The sequence below is a fragment of the Salegentibacter maritimus genome (assembly GCF_016236915.1).
GTDB classification, from domain to species: Bacteria; Bacteroidota; Bacteroidia; order Flavobacteriales; family Flavobacteriaceae; genus Salegentibacter; species Salegentibacter maritimus.
In genome coordinates this window covers 129827-146604 of the sequence record NZ_JAEHOK010000007.1, presented here as the reverse complement: position 1 = coordinate 146604, position 16778 = coordinate 129827, and the positions used below count along the sequence as shown (strand labels likewise).

Genomic DNA, 16778 nt, shown 5'->3' with positions numbered 1-16778 from the left:
TATGTCGATTTCGTTTCTATAAATGTAAAGTACAGAAATGCTATTTCAGATATTTCTTTTTTCGGAAGTAATTAAAGCCAAAGGCGAATAGCCCCAAAACAATTAAGGGAAGAACAATATTGATTACCTGCCACTTTTCGCGTTCTGCTAAAGTTTTTTGATCGTCCAGAAAGGCAATACTTATTTCTTTACTTCGTATATCTATAAGCCCATTATCATCAAGCATATAATTAACGGCATTCAGCAAAAATTCTTTATTGCCATAGGTGTTTCCCGTATAAGGCTCAAAACCAAGCTCCAGGGGTTTACCACGCTGAACCTGGTTTTTAATAACATCACCGTCTGATATCACCAGCATTTTTGTGCCTTTACTTTCCTGCAAAGGGTTTTCAATTTCAAAAGGTTTAATCCTGTTTTTATAAACCGAAGTAAAATTACCTTCCAGTAAAACCGCCAATGGCTGCTCACCATCTTTATAGGCAGCTAGATTAGGCTCCCTACTCACCATATCAAGACTAATTTCACGAGGTGTACCCTCTACTTTGGTTTGGGGAGAACTGCTTAGTAAAACCGTTTTTTCAAGAGTATTTTGGAGCGTATCAATTTGATTGGCATATTCAAATTTAACCGCTTCAATATTATTGATAATTGGGTGGTTGTTTGGCGAAGTGGTTAACGGACTGTAAAACCATGGGTACGGATTAAACCGTGTATTGTTTCCCTGCCCCGAAGCCAAAATAATTGGTGCCGAATAAATATCGTTGATCAAAACAGGGTTTATCCTAATGCCGTAAGAAAAGAAAAAATCGCCTAAATTAAGGTCGCGCGGTAAGGCAAATGCCCTGCCCGAAGGGTTTAACAAGCTATCGGTTTCCATAGCAACGGCTTCAGTTAACCAAAGGGACTTCCCTCCCTGCATCATATATTGATCTAACACATATTTTTCTTTCTCGGTAAAAGCCTGGGTAGGTTTTGCTTCAATAATTAAATCGAATTCGCTTAATTGTTGCAGTGTTTTTTGAGGGTTTATCGCCACCGAATCTAAAGTAAACGGCGCCATAAAATAATATTCTTGCAAGATTTTTATAAAGCTTGCTATTTGGGCATCTGGTAATTCCCCATTGCCTCGCATTACCGCTATTTTCTTTTTACGCGGATATACCAATTTGTTAAGCGCATTAGCGAAGGCATATTCCAGTTGTTGTACCGAGCTGGATACACGCTCTTCCTCTGTAGCACCCAGTTTATTTTTTAATAATGGAATTTGCACTTTTTGATCTCCCATCCTGGCCACCGCCCAGGGAAAAACCAGAGCTTCAGAGCTTTTACCATTTTCCTGAACGCTCACTCTTGCCGGCGCCATTCCCTGCTGGTAAAATTTCTGGGCAACAGCTTCGGCATCGTTGCTTTCTTCTAAAGGATTGGTGAAAGTGAATTTAATATTTGAATTGTAAGCCGAAAACTCTTCCAGCATTTGCCTGGTTTCATTCCGAAGTCGCCTAAATTCTGAGGGGAAATTCCCTTCCAGGAAAACTTCTATAACAACAGGAGAATCGGCATCTGAAACAATTTCCATCGCTGCCGGAGAAAGTGTGTATCGCTGGTCTTGAGTTAAATCTATACGTTCAAAAAAGTTGGCAGCAATAAAATTTATGGCCACAATGCCAATAAGCCACAGAAATAAGGTTTTATAAATAGTATAGTTTTTCACAGCCTAAGATTTATTCTGAATTGCAATTAATCTTAAATGCGTAAGTTTTAAAAAGAAAACTATAAAACTTAAAAAATAGATCACGTCCCTGGTGTCTATTACTCCCCTACTTATACTTTGGTAGTGAAAACTTATACCCAGATATTCTGCACCATAGCTGGTACTACCAAATAGATCTAAGTTACCCAGCCCTTCAAAGGCAAAATAACTTAGAAAGCATAAGAAAACCGAGATAATAAATGCAATGATCTGGTTTTGGGAAAGCGAAGAAGCAAAAATCCCAATGGCGGTATAACAGCCGCCAAGAAAAATTAACCCCAGATAAGAACCAAGCGTGGCCCCAAAGTCAAAATTCCCTACCGGTTTACCTAATTGATGAATGGTAATTACATATAAAATACTGGGTAAAATTGCTAAAATAACTAATATTAAAGCCCCAAAATATTTCCCTAATATAAGCTGTGTGAAACCAATAGGCCGGGTTAGAAGCAGCTCCATAGTACCCTGGCGTTTTTCTTCAGAAAAGCTTTTCATGCTTATGGCCGGGATAAGAAAAATAAAGATCCAGGGGGCAAGGTCAAAAAAAGGTTTTACATCGGCAAAGCCATTATCCAGAATATTATAATCGCCCGTAAAAACAAATAAGAACAAACTACATACTACTAAAAAGATCCCTATTACCAGGTAACCTGTGGGAGATGAAAAAAAAGAATTTATTTCCTTATGTAGTATGGCCAGCATTATCGGTTGTCGGTTGTCGGTTATGGGTTATTTTGCTTTTTGGATGTCCCAGTAAAATGCCTCGGGGCAGACTCACAAGGCATTAGCTAGATTTTTGTTTTATTTTTTTCTAAATACTTATTACTCACTACTCATCACCACCGTACTCCAGGCCACCGGTTTTGCATTAAAAAGCACTTTAGTTTTTGCCCAAACGCCTTTAAATAATTCTGAATTTCGGTAATGTTCTAAAGAAGGCTCATCTACCCAATAACTATACGTAAAAAAGATATTTGTATTGTGTTTATCTTGTAATAGTTCTAATTTCTTACAGCCTTCAAATGCTCTTATTTTAGACTTATTCTCTTCAAAATTAGTCAGAAATTCCTGTAATTTTGAAGGATCGAACTCCATTTTCACTATTCTGTGTATCATTTCTCTTCAAAATTAATGGTTACCGTATCCCGGTGTTGCAACCCAAAAAGTGTAGATGCACTACCTACCGTAGAGGGATTACTTTTATAAATAGCCAATTCTATATAACCGGCCGAATTAAAGAGTGCAAGTTTTTTACCATCTTCTTCTCCCCTTTTTTCCTTTTCAACTTCAAAGTTTATCCAGTCTGAATAGGTTTCATATATTTTTGGAAAGGTAACCATTCTCGCACTTATTAGGTACTTTCTTCCTTTTCCAACGCTTTCAAAAAGCTTACGATTAATATTGGTTACCACGTTTCCATAGTTATCAATATATAAAACGTGACCAACAATTTGGTTTCTTTCTGAATTTATAATGGGTTCAAACTGCTTTAAATATTTTATATCATTAATATTCTTGCCAATTACTTCCAACGTTCCACCACGGGCCAAATGGCAGGCCACTCTCACAAAGACATCTAAAACCGGGAAATTTGTTTGAATAGCCCCATGAATGTTGATTTCAACAATTTTTGCCGGCTTAATTTCTGATGCCAATAAAGATAAAATTCCATTATTGGCACAAATAAAATAATGATCGTCCAACAATACCGCCAAATGCTTATTCTCTGGAGTAAATTCTGAGTCTATCCCAATAATATGAATACTACCTTTTGGAAAACTATTGTAGGCGTTTTTAATAATATAGGCAGCCTCGCTAATATGAAATGGCGAAACCGAATGTGAAATATCAACAATCCTCACATCGGGCAACTCATTATAAATAGCTCCTTTAACCGCGCCCACAAAGTAATCTTTCTCTCCAAAATCGGTAGTTAAAGTAATAATTGCCATAGGTAATTGTTAATATTTTTTTAGCTTGTAAGCGCTTATTTTATGTAAGTTTGTATAGTAAGCAAAGATAATTTTAATTAAATTTTCATTCAAAAAATCAATGAGAATAAACTTAAAATTAGGTAGTCAAAATTAGCATTAAAACTTAGTAGCAACAAATAAAGAGCCAGTATAAATAAAAATGTTTTGAACATCTCTTTTCAACTAAAACCATAAGCTTTTGAACGAAATTGTGATTGAACTTTCAGAGATTAACCCCCGCGAATTTTTTGGGCAGGGAAATGAACATATAGAACTTTTAAAAAAATATTTTCCAAAATTAAAAATTGTAGCACGGGGAAATAGGATTAAAGTTTTTGGGGACGAAGAAATGCTGGAAGAATTTGATGAACGCATTACGATGCTTATGGATCATTTTGGAAAGTATAATAAACTGGATGAAAATGTAATTGAAAGAGTGCTTACCAGTGAGAAAAGTTCAGATTATCAAACTTCAGAAGAAAGTGGTGAAGTTTTGGTTCATGGAGTTGGCGGCCGATTGGTAAAAGCACAAACTGCCAACCAGAGAAAGTTGGTAGAACTAATGCGTAAAAACGATATGGTCTTTGCCATTGGCCCGGCCGGTACCGGGAAAACCTACACCGGGGTGGCACTTGCCGTGAAAGCTTTAAAAGAAAAACAGGTAAAAAGAATTATCCTAACCCGTCCCGCCGTAGAGGCCGGTGAGAACCTGGGTTTTCTTCCCGGAGATCTTAAAGAAAAATTAGATCCGTATATGCAGCCCTTATACGATGCCCTTCGGGATATGATTCCGCATGAAAAACTAGATTCATTTATAGAAAAAGGCATCATTCAAATTGCACCGCTCGCCTTTATGCGTGGCCGCACCCTGGATAATGCTTTTGTTATTTTAGATGAAGCCCAAAATACCACCCACGCGCAAATGAAAATGTTTCTTACCCGTATGGGGAAAAGCGCCAAGTTTATGATTACCGGAGACCCGGGACAAATAGATTTGCCACGCAGGGTAATTTCAGGTCTAAAAGAAGCTCTTCTTGTACTTAAAGAAGTTAAAGGAGTAGGAATGATCTACCTGGACGATAAAGATGTAATTCGCCATAAACTGGTTAAAAAAATCATCTCTGCTTACAAAGAAATTGAACATACCGATTAAAGTAATGCTTCAATTTATATTTAATTCAATTCCAAAAATTCAGAATAAATTCTAATGAATAACACCATTATAAAAACCGATTTTAATTTTCCGGGGCAAACCGATGTTTACAAAGGTAAAGTAAGGGATGTTTACACCTTAAAAGATAACAAGCTCGTAATTGTAGCTACAGATAGGCTTTCGGCTTTTGATGTAGTGATGCCAAAGGGCATCCCATACAAAGGCCAAATCCTTAACCAAATTGCCACAAAAATGATGCAGGCAACACAAGACCTTGTACCTAATTGGCTGGAAGCAACCCCAGACCCTAACGTGGCTATTGGGCAGGCTTGTGAACCTTTTAAAGTTGAGATGGTTATTCGCGGCTACCTGGCCGGCCATGCTGCCAGAGAGTATAAAGCAGGAAAACGTATGCTTTGCGGGGTAGAAATGCCTAACGGAATGAAGGAAAACGATAAATTCCCCGAGCCAATAATTACGCCCGCCACCAAAGCCGAACAGGGCGATCACGATGAAGATATTTCGAAAGAAGAAATTTTAAAACAGGGAATTGTTTCTCCCGAAGATTATAAAATTTTAGAAGAATACACCTTAAACCTTTTTAAACGTGGAAGCGAAATCGCTGCCAAAAGAGGATTGATATTGGTGGACACCAAATATGAATTCGGAAAAAATGCTGAGGGAAAAATTGTACTAATAGATGAAATTCATACCCCGGATTCTTCCCGCTATTTTTATGCCGATGGCTATAAAGAACGCCAGGATAAAAATGAACCACAAAAACAATTATCTAAAGAGTTTGTAAGACAATGGCTTATAGAAAATAACTTCCAGGGAAAGGAAGGCCAGGTTCTTCCGGAGATGAGCGATGAGTATATCGAGTCTGTTTCTGAACGTTATATAGAGCTCTATGAAAAAATTACCGGGGAAGCTTTTGTAAAAAGCGACATCAGTAATATTGAAACGCGTATTAAAGATAATGTTCTGGAGTATTTGAAGTAAACTACCTCGTGGCAAGCCCACGAGGCATTCGTTGGAAACAAATTTTTAATTTCGAGGCAAGCCTCGGGGCATTACACCCTTTGGCGGTGCCAATAAAGGTTTTTGGTTTTTTACGTCACCCCGAATTTATTTCGGGGTCTACATTAAAAGGAAGTTCTTAAACTTTCTATTCATATTAGATGCTGAAATAAATTCGGCATGACGTAATTCTAGTCATCCTGTCCCGAAAGCTTTCTGAAAAGCATGAGGTGGTATTTGTCAACCTGAACTTATTTCAGGATGACGTTTAGGTTAATCTCTAAGAAAACTGATACCCCACCAACCTGGGATCGGTTAAGGTGTCCTGTCGTTGCAGCCACTGTATGCTAATAGAAATATAGTCAAGGTCGTTATTTACCCTGCCGTAGCATTTATAAATTCCTTTGCTTCGCAATGGATATTTTTCTGCAGTAGCCGGAAATTGAACCGTATCAAAAACATTCCCCTCAATATCAAAAAAAGTCCCGAAATACATATATTTTCCGTTAGAAGTCCCGGTTTTTTTAGCAGTGATTAGCGCACCATAAATCAATATTTCTTTACCTACACAATGCTTTAAGTCTTTTGCCCTTACCGATTTTTCTATAGGGTTTTTAAGCAATTTAAAATGAGAACAAAGCGGAAAACCCAATAATTCCATCTGGTCAAAAGCTTCTATTAATGCTGAATATTCAAACTTCGGAAGCTCAAAATCCCGATGGGAAATATTAAACAACTTTTCTTGTTTAGTCACTGGTTTAGAAGCATTCAACTTAAAATGAGCTTTCCACAGTAAATGATGCTTATCTGTTTTTGTAAACCTAAATGCATCTATTTTTAACAAAATACTAAGCTGTTCTATAGAAATAGAAATCCGGTCTATAAAATCATCAAACGATTTAAAAACACCAAAAAACTGACGGTTCTCCAGGATTTGCTGTACGGTTTTAGTCTCCAACTCTTTGATATAGCCTAATCCTAAATAAATATCTTTTCCAAAAATACTGTTGGGGTGATCGCTTTTATTGATACAAGGGGGATGCACTCTCCCACCGCATTTTCTAATTTCCTGGATATACGTTTCTACATCATAAAATCCACCGCCATTATTAAGTGCAGCCACCATAAATTCCAGCGGAAAATACTTTTTTAAATATAAACTTTGGTAGCTTTCTACCGCATAAGAAGCCGAATGTCCCTTGGGAAATGCATAACCGGCAAAGGAGGAGATTTGTTCCCAAACCTCATCAATAATTTTTTTATCGTAGCCCTTTTGCTTGCAGTTATTCCTAAATTTTGCTTCTATTCGCTGCATCTGGCCTTTAGAAGTTTTCTTCCCGCTCATTCCCCGGCGCAAAACATCGGCATCTTCAAAACTAAGTCCGGCGAATTTATGCGCTACTTTCATCACATCTTCCTGGTAGACCATAATCCCATAAGTATCTTCCATAATTTCCAACATTACGGGGTGTCCCTGTTTTCTACGTTTAGGATCGCGATGCCGTTTTATATATTCTTCTTTCATACCACCACTGGAAATCCCGGGCCTGATAATAGAACTGGCAGCCACCAGATTCAGATAATTGTCGGTTTGCAGTTTGGTAAGTAAGCCACGCATTGCAGGGGATTCAACATAAAAAACCCCCATACAATCCCCGGTTTTTAATAGTCTATTAATTTCAGGATCTTCTTTAAAAACATCAACATTCTCAATATCCTCAATTTCAGCATTTGGTTGATTCTCCTTTATAATTTCAATAGCATCAGTAATCTTCGAGAGACCGCGTTGGGCAAGAATATCAAATTTATGAATCCCCACTTCTTCTGCGATATTCATATCTATCTGAATGGTTTCAAAACCTTTGGGTGGTAAAAAAGTGGCGGCATAATTATAAACACTGTCATTCAAGATTAAAATTCCACCGGAATGCACACTTAAGTAATTAGGAAAACCCTCAATTAAAGTACTATAGCGAAGTACCAATTTCTCTAATTCATCTAACTCACGTAGACTAAAAAAACCTGTCGAAAGTTTATCGATATTTTCTTTAGGCAAACCAAAAACCTTCCCCAGTTCCCGGGCTACGGCCTTACGCTTAAAGGTCACGTAAGTTCCCATAAGAGCAGTGAATTCATATTTCTTAAAGATAAACCGGGTAATTTCATTGCGGTCTTTCCAGGAGAAATCTATATCAAAGTCGGGCGGCGAACTCCTGTTTTCATTAATAAAGCGTTCAAAATAAAGATCCAGCTCAATAGGATCTACATTGGTGATTCCAATAATGTAGGCTATAATAGAATTGGCACCACTCCCCCGCCCTATAAACGGAAAATTCTGTGACCGGGCGTAACCTACAATGTCATAATTAATTAAGAAATAAGAAACAAAACCTAATTTAATAATAGCACTCAGCTCCTTTTCTATTCGTTGTAAGACCTTTTCATTGGCAGCGGGATATCGTTTTGGTAAATTTTTATCACATAATTCTCTTAGTCTGGCCACATCAGCTTCAAGGCTTTCTCCTGAAACCCGTAAATTTCGATTTTGGGTTTTTCCGAATTTAAAATCTACCCGGCAGGCATTCACCAATTCTCGTGTGTTCTCTAAAATATGCTGAAAATCTTCAAATTCTGAAGCGATAACTTCCGAAGGCATCATTTGGTGAGAAAAAGAACCCTGTTCGCTTTTGGGAAGCCGGCTAAGCAATATATTATTATCTATGGCACGCAACAATCTATGCGCGTTATAATCTTGCTTATTTCTAAAACTCACACTTTGTTGTAAGACAAGTTTATCCTGATATTCCAGGTATTTTGAGAATTTTAGCTTCCGCAGGCTTTCTACAGAAATACCTATAAACTCATTATTTCTGAAACTTGTCTTTTTGTTTGCCACTACTTTTTCGAAAGGATAAATAATAAAACAATCAGGCAGTTTAGGGGCTTCAGGTTTAAACTCTTTTTTTGAATGAAGTTGCTTCGACAAATGCTCGTTTAACTGCCTGAAACCTTCATTGTTTTTGGCAAGGCCTATATATTGTTGTTGGGCTGCATTTCTAAAATCTATTCCCAATATTGGCTTTATGCCATATCCTGAAGCAATTTTTATAAAATTAAGGCAGGCTGAAGTATTGTTGATATCGGTAAGGGCTATAGCTTCAACTTTAAATTTACAACCCAACTCACAGAGCTTTTCTACCGAAAAAGTCCCGTAGCGTAACGAATACCAGGTATGGCAATTTAGATAAATCATTATTGTTTTCTGTGGGCCAGCACAATTGGCGGCTCGCCGTTAAACGGATTTCCCATACGCCCAATGGTTTTTGTACCCATGGTAACTGCTCGCATCACGCTGTGTTCGCCAAAGCGCTCTCTAATTTTATCTAGAGAATTATATAAATTCAGCATCTCTTCCGAATCATCAAACAGGTTAATTTGGTAATTCCCACCCGCGAGACCGCTAAATTTTACACCTATTAACCTAATCAATAACCTACGCGAATAGAGTTGTTTAAAAAGCATTTCGACTTTAGGAATAAGAATATGGTCGGCACTGGTATAAGCTATTTTTGCCTGTTTGGAATGTGTTTGATAATCTGAATACCTAATCTTTACACTTATTAAACTGGTAAGCTTATTACCGCGTCTTAATTGGTACGCCAAACTCTCTGCCATTGCCACCAAAGTTGCATGTAGGCGTACCATATCTATAGTGTCCCGCCCAAAAGTGCGCTCGGTAGAAATAGATTTTCTTTCGTGATATGGAATAATAGGTGTATTGTCAAGGCCATTAGCACGTTTCCAAATAGTTCGCCCGGCTTTCCCCAGAACACTTTCTAGCATTTGTACCGGCATTTCCTGTATGGTTTTTATCTCCCTAACCCCTAAATTCAATAGTTTTTGAAAGGTTTTATTACCAACCATGGGAATTTTATTTACGCTTAATGGTGCAAGAAAGGTCTTTTCATTTCCATGCGGAATAACAATTTCTGCATTGGGTTTGGCTTCTCCCGTGGCAATCTTGGAAACCACTTTGTTTTGTGAAAGCCCAAACGAAATTGGCAGTCCACTTTCCTTTATAATAGTTTGTCTTAATTCGTGAGCAAATTGATTAATACCGAAAAACTTATCCATCCCACTTAAATCGGCATAAAATTCATCTACGCTGGCTTTTTCAAAACTGGGCACTTTACTTTTAATAATTTCCGTTACTTCTTTAGAGTATTTGGTATAGGTACTTGCATTTCCCTTAATTACTGTAGCCTGTGGGCAAAGTTGTCGGGCTACCTTCATAGCCATCCCGGAATGTACTCCAAATTTTCGGGTTTCATAACTACACGCGGCCACTACCCCACGGTCTCCCATTCCACCAACAATAAGAGGTTTGTTTTTTAGTTCAGAATGTTGTAAACGCTCTACCGAAACAAAAAATGTATCAAGGTCCAGATGTAAAATAGACTTATTTTTCATATTTGGATTATTTCCTTTTAATAGGATATTTTCCAAAATTATAAAATATTTAGACTCAAAATAACTAGCTTACGTTAAATTTTAAAAAAGAATTTTTAGCCCTTATAATTCTAAATAAATCAAAACAAAAGCACTTTTATTATCAAAATCTAACAAACTAAATCTTACATATTTACTAAGTTTGGCAACTTAAAAATTTAAGCTAAAGTCTGAGGTATGACGAGAATATTCCGAAGATTATCTTTCTTTATTCTAATCTTGATGCAGTTTGCATTTTTGTCTGCTATATTTTTTGATAAGATGAATGCGCCCTTGATACTCCTTTTTCTTGGGATAATTTCGGTGTTAATAAGTCTTGCTTATTTTAAAGCACCACGCGAAGAAGAAAGGTATTTAACAAAAGATCTTTACCTTATCATTTTTGCCGTATCTGGTGCTGTAAGTACATTTTTCATAAACACCGGACTTAAGTTTGGGCCGGTGATCGCCGCCGGATTTATAGGAACCATAGCTTCTTTTATACCAGTAATAAACCGTAAGTCAAATCTCTTAAAAGAGGCTCCTGCAGCCGTTTATTGTGGTGCTTTTGTGGGAATGACTTCTACAAGTGTAGCCCCTAATCTAAAATTTATTTTACTGGCAGGGATTATTGCGGGTAGTATTCTTATTCTTTCTAAAAACATTTTTAACGGTTTGGGAGGTAAATTAGGGACCATCGCTTTTGGTAGTATTGCCATTACCTCTGTTATTTTATATCTCTTATTTTAGATGGAAATACTCATTCTCTTTATCACCGGTATTATCTCTGCCCTTCTTACATATATTGTAAATAATAAACACAGGCAGGGTGCAGTAAGAGCTTCTGCAGGATTATCACTACTTGTGGGGTTATTTTTCTATTTCTTTCCTGAAATTTTCAGTCCATATTTAACTAAAAATATCCCTATTGTTTTTATTGGCGCCACTTTTATAGGAATGGTTTCTTCTAAAATACTGTCCAGTTATTTATTGGTAGGATTTTCTGGTTTTATTTTTTCAATAATCTATTTAAATGCAAGTCCGTTTTTTAAAGGATATGGAGGTGCATTGGGCACTACCGCATCTATTTCTGTATTGGTTTCTTTAAGCCTGGCAGTGGTTTCAAGAAGTGAGAAAATAAAGAAGATTAGAAACTATAGGAATTCCCGAAAAAGAAAATAGATATTTAGAGTTTAGGCACTAACCATAAACCGCCCATCCCTATTAGAAAAAGACCAAAAAACCATAAGGGGTTTATGGCTACCGGCATCCTTTCTTTCACATCTTTTACCAATTTCCGGGAAAAAAATCTATTATTCTTCTGCAAAGTATGGAAGGCCTTTAACGTCTTCCAATCTCGGGTTTTATACACAAAATAATTAAAAACCGAAACAGAGTCCTGTTCTACTTTTAATTGTTTCCAGCCTTCAGCGCGCGGATACGTCTTACCAGTCCATAACTCTGAATTATTTAAGTCCTGCTTTAACGGAATTAAGTTATTATTTTCATCAAGCACTCTTGGTTTTTCTATCAAGGTTCTCAATTGAAACTGAAATGGTTCATCTTTAAAAATCAATGTGCTTTCTGGGTTCCAGGAGGCTATTGGTAATTTTCTTTTACTTAATTGCTCCACAATTTCAGTCCAAATTTGTTGATAAGTTTTATGCTTTCCTCCCAATTGTAATTGCCAGGTATTTTCTAGTAAAGTAGTACCAATCCTGCCTTGCTCCAGGCGTTTATAGGCGCTTAAAACCGAGGAGTTTGAAGTATGAATTTCTTCCAGACCAACCTCTGGCTTAAGTTGAAAAGCCTGCCTTTCTAGAGTAGTGCCGGGGAAGCCATTTAATACCGTTTGGGTTGTAGCAACAGTTTGGAGCTCAAAAACAGAGAAATCTCCCAGGGTACTTAAAGAATTAGGATTTCCTAATACTAAAATTCCTAAGCCATCTTTTCTTACAGCATTTTGCAATGCATTCTTTTCTTTTGAAGAAAGGTTACGAATAGCTCCCGAATCTGAAATAATTAAATCAAACCCTTCTAAAACTTCTTTATTTAAATTTCCTAAAAGCGTGTTCTCGGTATTAAAAAACTCAAATTTAAATTTACCGGTAGTGATTCTATTTTTTACCACGAGTTTATGCCCCACTTCGGCTAAAAAATTCTTAAGGTATTTAATTTCAAAAGTAGGATAAGAGTTCAGGATCAAAACTCTCAAATTTTCTTCTTTTCCAACTTTTACCGGTAAAGGATTTCGATTTAAAATATTCCCTAAAGAATCCTTCTCTGTAATATTGAAAACATAATTTCCGGAAGTTTTTAAATCGGTTAAAAGTTTAAATCTAGTGTGCTCCCCTGAAGCAAATATAACTGAGTCCAGTTTATTTCCACCCGCATCTTCAAGCCAAAGACTCCCCCCGATACCTGGATCTAAAAATTCAGCTTTAATTTCCAGCCTATCCCCCGGCTTACTTTCTTGTCTATAATGCAACTTTATTATTCCCGAATTAATTTCTCCGGGTAAATAAACAACCGATAAGTCTTTGAAGTACCACAAATCGTAATCCCTAATTCCATTGCCCAGAATAAAGATTTCCTGTACATTTTCCACATCGGGTAAGCTTTCTTGCTTACGATAATCAAAAACTTCAATCTCATGGTATTCTCTTTTTAGGCTATCCAGCTGTTTTTCTTTAAAATTTTCGGTAAGAATTAATAGCTTTTCCAGCTTAACTTCTTCAAAAACTGCAGGTTTTAGTGCTATTAGAGCTAAAGATGAAACTGCAAAAAATACACACACAACTTTTAGATACAAGTGTTTTTTTCCAAATTGAGATAATTCCTTCCACATAAACACCAATAACAAAAGTAACCAGCAAACAAACACCGGCCAGAACCAGGCGGAATTTAAGAATGTTAAACTATTGTCCATCTAACTCTAACTCTTTTAGCACCAAACTGTTTAATTTACCGCCAGATCCACTCTGCTTACCAGGCTTCATACTCGTATTTGGAAGTGCCTGTAATAAACCTTTCTGAACTTCGTTTATAAACTTATTTCCATTCTTTTGGATATCGGCAAGCTGCTTCAATTGCTGAAGTGTGTTTAAATACCTCCCAGGTTCATTTACTGCTTTTTCTGCCAACTCATTACCTGCCTTTTCAAATAGCTCCCTATCGGTTTTTGAAATCTCAAAATTAGAATTTTTTAATTCCTCTAACCTGAGAATACTTTTTCGCATAAAAAAATACTTATCAGTTCTTTCAAGCGCCTCTTTTTTCCTGTAATTGTCTATTTCGCCTATATCTCCCGAAAGCCTGGCACCTTCCTTAATTGGTGGTGGTTCAAAACCTATACGATGTACATAGATTCTAGCGCTGTTTTTAATTTCCTGAATAAGTGACAAGGCTTCATATTGAAACGACAAGGATTTTTCGGGTTCGTAAAGTCGTAAATGCAGTTCGGCATCCCACATAATATTTAGCGCCTTTCGTAGCTTTCTTTTTAAGTTATCGGTAAACAAAGTTGAAGATTCAGGATCGCCATGATTGTGCAAATAATCGGCAAGTGGGTCTTCTGCTTCACTTTCTTGATCGTGGTGGTGACCATCATCTTCTTTTACAAGATTATGCTCATTATTCCCATCGTGATCATGGGTATAATCAGCTAATAGATCTTCTTCGTGAACATCTTCAGTTGCTTTTTCACTCCCGGCACCATTACCACCCTCGGCTTCATCGCCCATAAACTGCCCATATTTTAACCGAAGTGCTTTTTGATCAAAAGCAAGATCATTACTGTTTTTATTAAATTTTTCTGTTGAAATTTCATCACGCTCGCTAATAAGTTTTTCAGTATCAATAATCAATTGCCGCTGACTCCTGAAATAATCGGGCATTAAATCTACACCCAACCCACTTTCTACCCCGGCACCGTAATCTACTGTATCTTTTATTACCGCAAAATATGTTTCACTACGGGAAATATTGGTCTGAGGTTGTTTAAGGTCAAGGGCCTCCACATAAAAATAGAGCTCATCACCGGGCTTCATTCCCATTTCATTTAAATCTATATGTTTGGTTAAGTTAAGGTTACTTTCCCCAGTCTTAAAAGCATTATCAAAAAACAGTTTTTCTTCCCTAAATTTCACCGACTCTCCTGATCCTCTACTAACCGTTGCAATAATGTAAGCATTTGCAAGTCCAAAATCGTCTGTTATGAAGGCACTAAAATCAATTTGTTTTTGATCATCATAATTAAACGAGTTGAACTGTTTCAAACCCTCCAAAGTAATGTTTGGTGCCTTGTCTTTAGTAACTTCTATCGCATAAAGATCAGAAACATAGCTAACCCCGGCCGTATCGACAAACCTAAAATTATAGAAGCCTGAACTTTCCAAAACCAAAGTCCCGGTGTAAGAGCCTTCATTTTTATATAGGGACCTATGGCTCCCCACACTTTCCAGGCTCACACTATCTACCTCTCCATCAAAACTTAGCTCCCAGGTTATGCGAGAACCTTCAACTGCTTTGATATCCATTTTTGACGACGTAAAATTTGCTAATCTGGTATACAGTGGATAATTGATTGTTAATTTCTGATCTTTTAAAACCGGTACTTTATATTTTTCTGCAGTGGAGTCTGTAGGTCGAAAAACTAAAATTTCTTCTTTTGGAATTGTAATTTCTTTTGAAAAATAATGATTGGTTAACCCGAAATAGTACCCCAAAAAACCAATTATCATCATTACTACCAAAGTAATTCCCGCTGTTTCCAGTTTATGCTCAGGACGAATTTGTTTGCTTTCAACTTCAACTTCTTTGGCAATTTTTTGCTGCTGAAGTTTTGCCAAACCAGAAAGTTCTTCGGTGGATTTTAATAATAATCCGCTGCTGTATTCCAGTTTATTGCATTTGCGGTCAATAAAACCAGTTACTTTCTGTAAATCAATTTTCCAGGGTCTTTTTAGTACAGTAACGGCAATAAAAACAATTACAAAAACACAACTACTAATGAGTAAATTGAAAGAAAAGAACCAGGTAAAAACCGCAGCACCAATAGCATATAGGAATACCTCCAGCCAAAGTAAAAGTTGCCAGCGCTTTTGAAAACTGATTAATATGCCTTTTCCGTTTTTGTTCATTGTTTTCTAACTCTTGCCAAAGCGCGTTCTGATAAGATTAGTATAATTAATACTATCCATACATATTTAGAAATATCTCTACCCTCTCTGTTTTTAGATGATTTTGAGATTTCTCCCAAGTTTGGTTTTAAAAGCGTTAAATCCATCATTCGAAGATCGTACTTTTCAGCTTCCTTATTAATTTCAGGGTAAAGATTCAATATCTCCAAAAGCTGTTCAGCGAGATGTTCTTCTACAATATTTTCTGAATTTAATTCGCGGGTTAAATAATATTCGTTCAGTGAGTTTCCAGAAACGATAAGTGAATTAGCTAAAGAATCTCTTCGGAATATCACTATTTTTCCTGCAGTTTCAGGAGCTTTTTTTTCACTCAACCATATCAATATATCTTTGGCCATTAAATTGAAATTTTCTTCTTCAAACTTTATAATTTCAATGGGCCTTTCCAGGTATTTTCCCAGGGCAGAAAAAGAAAGTTTTATATACTTACTTTCAGCCTGGAAATCATCCTCAGAATATATTTGCACCTGTAAAGTATCTAATTGTGCCAACGGAAGGTTTACAAATTCGGTTGCTAATCCTGAAATATCCAAATTTTGTTTTTCCCGCTGAAACCTAAAATGTTCAGCATCACTTGTAACCGAAATTCTTTCAAGTTCATTATCTCTTTTAAAAGCACCAACCAAATTGGTTTTTGTGAGTTCATGATTCAGATTAATCCAATGAATATTTTTGCAAATTTCTGGACGTTTCCCTTTAACTCCACTCACAAAGGCATTGGTAAAAACTACAATACTATCGGTTTTTAAGTTTTCCATTTGCCTGGCCAATTTCCAGTAATTCGGGGTTTCAGAAAAAGTATTCTTTACATCTTCAGGTTCATATTCCGGAAAATCAGTTTCTAAAAAACGAACCTCAGCCTTATTATCTAAACTATCTGTTAGCATTTTTACTTCCAAAGAAGAAAGCAAAGACTTTTCAACCAAATAAGTGATTGGTGAATTTCTAGTTTTATAATGTAAACGTGGTTTGGCCATGATAAACACCAAAATAGCGATGAGTAACATTCTTAGTAATAACAACCAAAATTCATTTAATTTAATGCTACTGCTTTTTCGGGAAGCAGATTCCTGCAGGAGTTTTATGCTCCCAACTTTAATGGTTTTTCCTTCTTTTTTGTTCCATAAATGAATTGCCAGCGGAACAAAAACTCCCAATAAAGCCCATAAAAATGAAGGATTAAGAAAAAACAT

13 protein-coding genes are annotated in these 16778 nt (G+C 36.6%); 4 read left to right on the top strand and 9 right to left on the bottom strand.

The genetic code is table 11. The features are described 5' to 3' along the window. Positions 1–40 precede the first annotated feature (40 nt). The 4 genes from gldG to I6U49_RS07260 form a co-directional block, all read right to left on the bottom strand. Positions 41–1711, bottom strand: coding sequence for a gliding motility-associated ABC transporter substrate-binding protein GldG (gldG, locus tag I6U49_RS07275; RefSeq protein WP_198628158.1), 1671 nt, complete (start codon positions 1709–1711; stop codon positions 41–43). Between the two features lie 3 nt (positions 1712–1714). Continuing rightward, positions 1715–2452: a gliding motility-associated ABC transporter permease subunit GldF gene (gene gldF / locus I6U49_RS07270; RefSeq protein ID WP_198628157.1), complete on the bottom strand. Its 738-nt coding sequence runs from the start codon at positions 2450–2452 to the stop codon at positions 1715–1717. A gap of 120 nt (positions 2453–2572) precedes the next feature. After that, complete coding sequence (locus tag I6U49_RS07265; protein WP_193711771.1) at positions 2573–2866, bottom strand: putative quinol monooxygenase; 294 nt, start codon at positions 2864–2866, stop codon at positions 2573–2575. Further along, positions 2863–3702, bottom strand: coding sequence for an SAM hydrolase/SAM-dependent halogenase family protein (locus I6U49_RS07260; protein ID WP_198628156.1), 840 nt, complete (start codon positions 3700–3702; stop codon positions 2863–2865). Before I6U49_RS07260 ends, I6U49_RS07265 begins: the two co-directional genes overlap by 4 nt. 220 nt (positions 3703–3922) lie before the next feature. Between I6U49_RS07260 and I6U49_RS07255 the strand changes: the two genes are divergently transcribed. Next, the gene (locus I6U49_RS07255) at positions 3923–4876 is read left to right on the top strand and encodes a PhoH family protein (RefSeq protein WP_198628155.1); all 954 of its coding nucleotides are present in this window, start codon (positions 3923–3925) and stop codon (positions 4874–4876) included. Positions 4877–4930: 54 nt separating this feature from the next. After that, positions 4931–5878, top strand: coding sequence for a phosphoribosylaminoimidazolesuccinocarboxamide synthase (locus I6U49_RS07250; protein ID WP_198628154.1), 948 nt, complete (start codon positions 4931–4933; stop codon positions 5876–5878). Positions 5879–6176: 298 nt separating this feature from the next. On the opposite strand, the gene I6U49_RS07245 is transcribed toward I6U49_RS07250, so the two are convergent. After that, on the bottom strand, positions 6177–9149 hold the full coding sequence (locus I6U49_RS07245) for a DNA polymerase III subunit alpha (protein WP_232804654.1): 2973 nt from the start codon (positions 9147–9149) through the stop codon (positions 6177–6179). After that, a complete protein-coding gene (dinB, locus tag I6U49_RS07240; RefSeq protein ID WP_193711881.1) occupies positions 9149–10366 on the bottom strand; it encodes a DNA polymerase IV in 1218 nt (405 codons plus the stop codon). The genes I6U49_RS07245 and dinB overlap by 1 nt, the downstream gene beginning before the upstream one ends. A 216-nt stretch (positions 10367–10582) precedes the next feature. Between dinB and I6U49_RS07235 the strand changes: the two genes are divergently transcribed. Continuing rightward, positions 10583–11134 (top strand): hypothetical protein, encoded by a 552-nt coding sequence (locus tag I6U49_RS07235; protein ID WP_193711777.1) that lies wholly within the window; start codon positions 10583–10585, stop codon positions 11132–11134. Further along, positions 11135–11566: a hypothetical protein gene (locus I6U49_RS07230; protein WP_198628153.1), complete on the top strand. Its 432-nt coding sequence runs from the start codon at positions 11135–11137 to the stop codon at positions 11564–11566. 4 nt (positions 11567–11570) lie between these two features. Here I6U49_RS07230 and I6U49_RS07225 read toward each other — a convergent pair whose 3' ends face one another. The 3 genes from I6U49_RS07225 to I6U49_RS07215 all read right to left on the bottom strand — a co-directional run bounded on the left by I6U49_RS07225 (position 11571) and on the right by I6U49_RS07215 (position 16778). Further along, positions 11571–13232 carry a hypothetical protein gene (locus I6U49_RS07225; RefSeq protein WP_198628152.1) on the bottom strand — a complete coding sequence of 554 codons (1662 nt, stop codon included), beginning with the start codon at positions 13230–13232 and terminating at the stop codon, positions 11571–11573. Between the two features lie 70 nt (positions 13233–13302). Further along, complete coding sequence (locus I6U49_RS07220; protein WP_198628151.1) at positions 13303–15525, bottom strand: tryptophan-rich sensory protein; 2223 nt, start codon at positions 15523–15525, stop codon at positions 13303–13305. Beyond that, a complete protein-coding gene (locus I6U49_RS07215) occupies positions 15522–16778 on the bottom strand; it encodes a BatA domain-containing protein (RefSeq protein WP_198628150.1) in 1257 nt (418 codons plus the stop codon). The genes I6U49_RS07220 and I6U49_RS07215 overlap by 4 nt, the downstream gene beginning before the upstream one ends.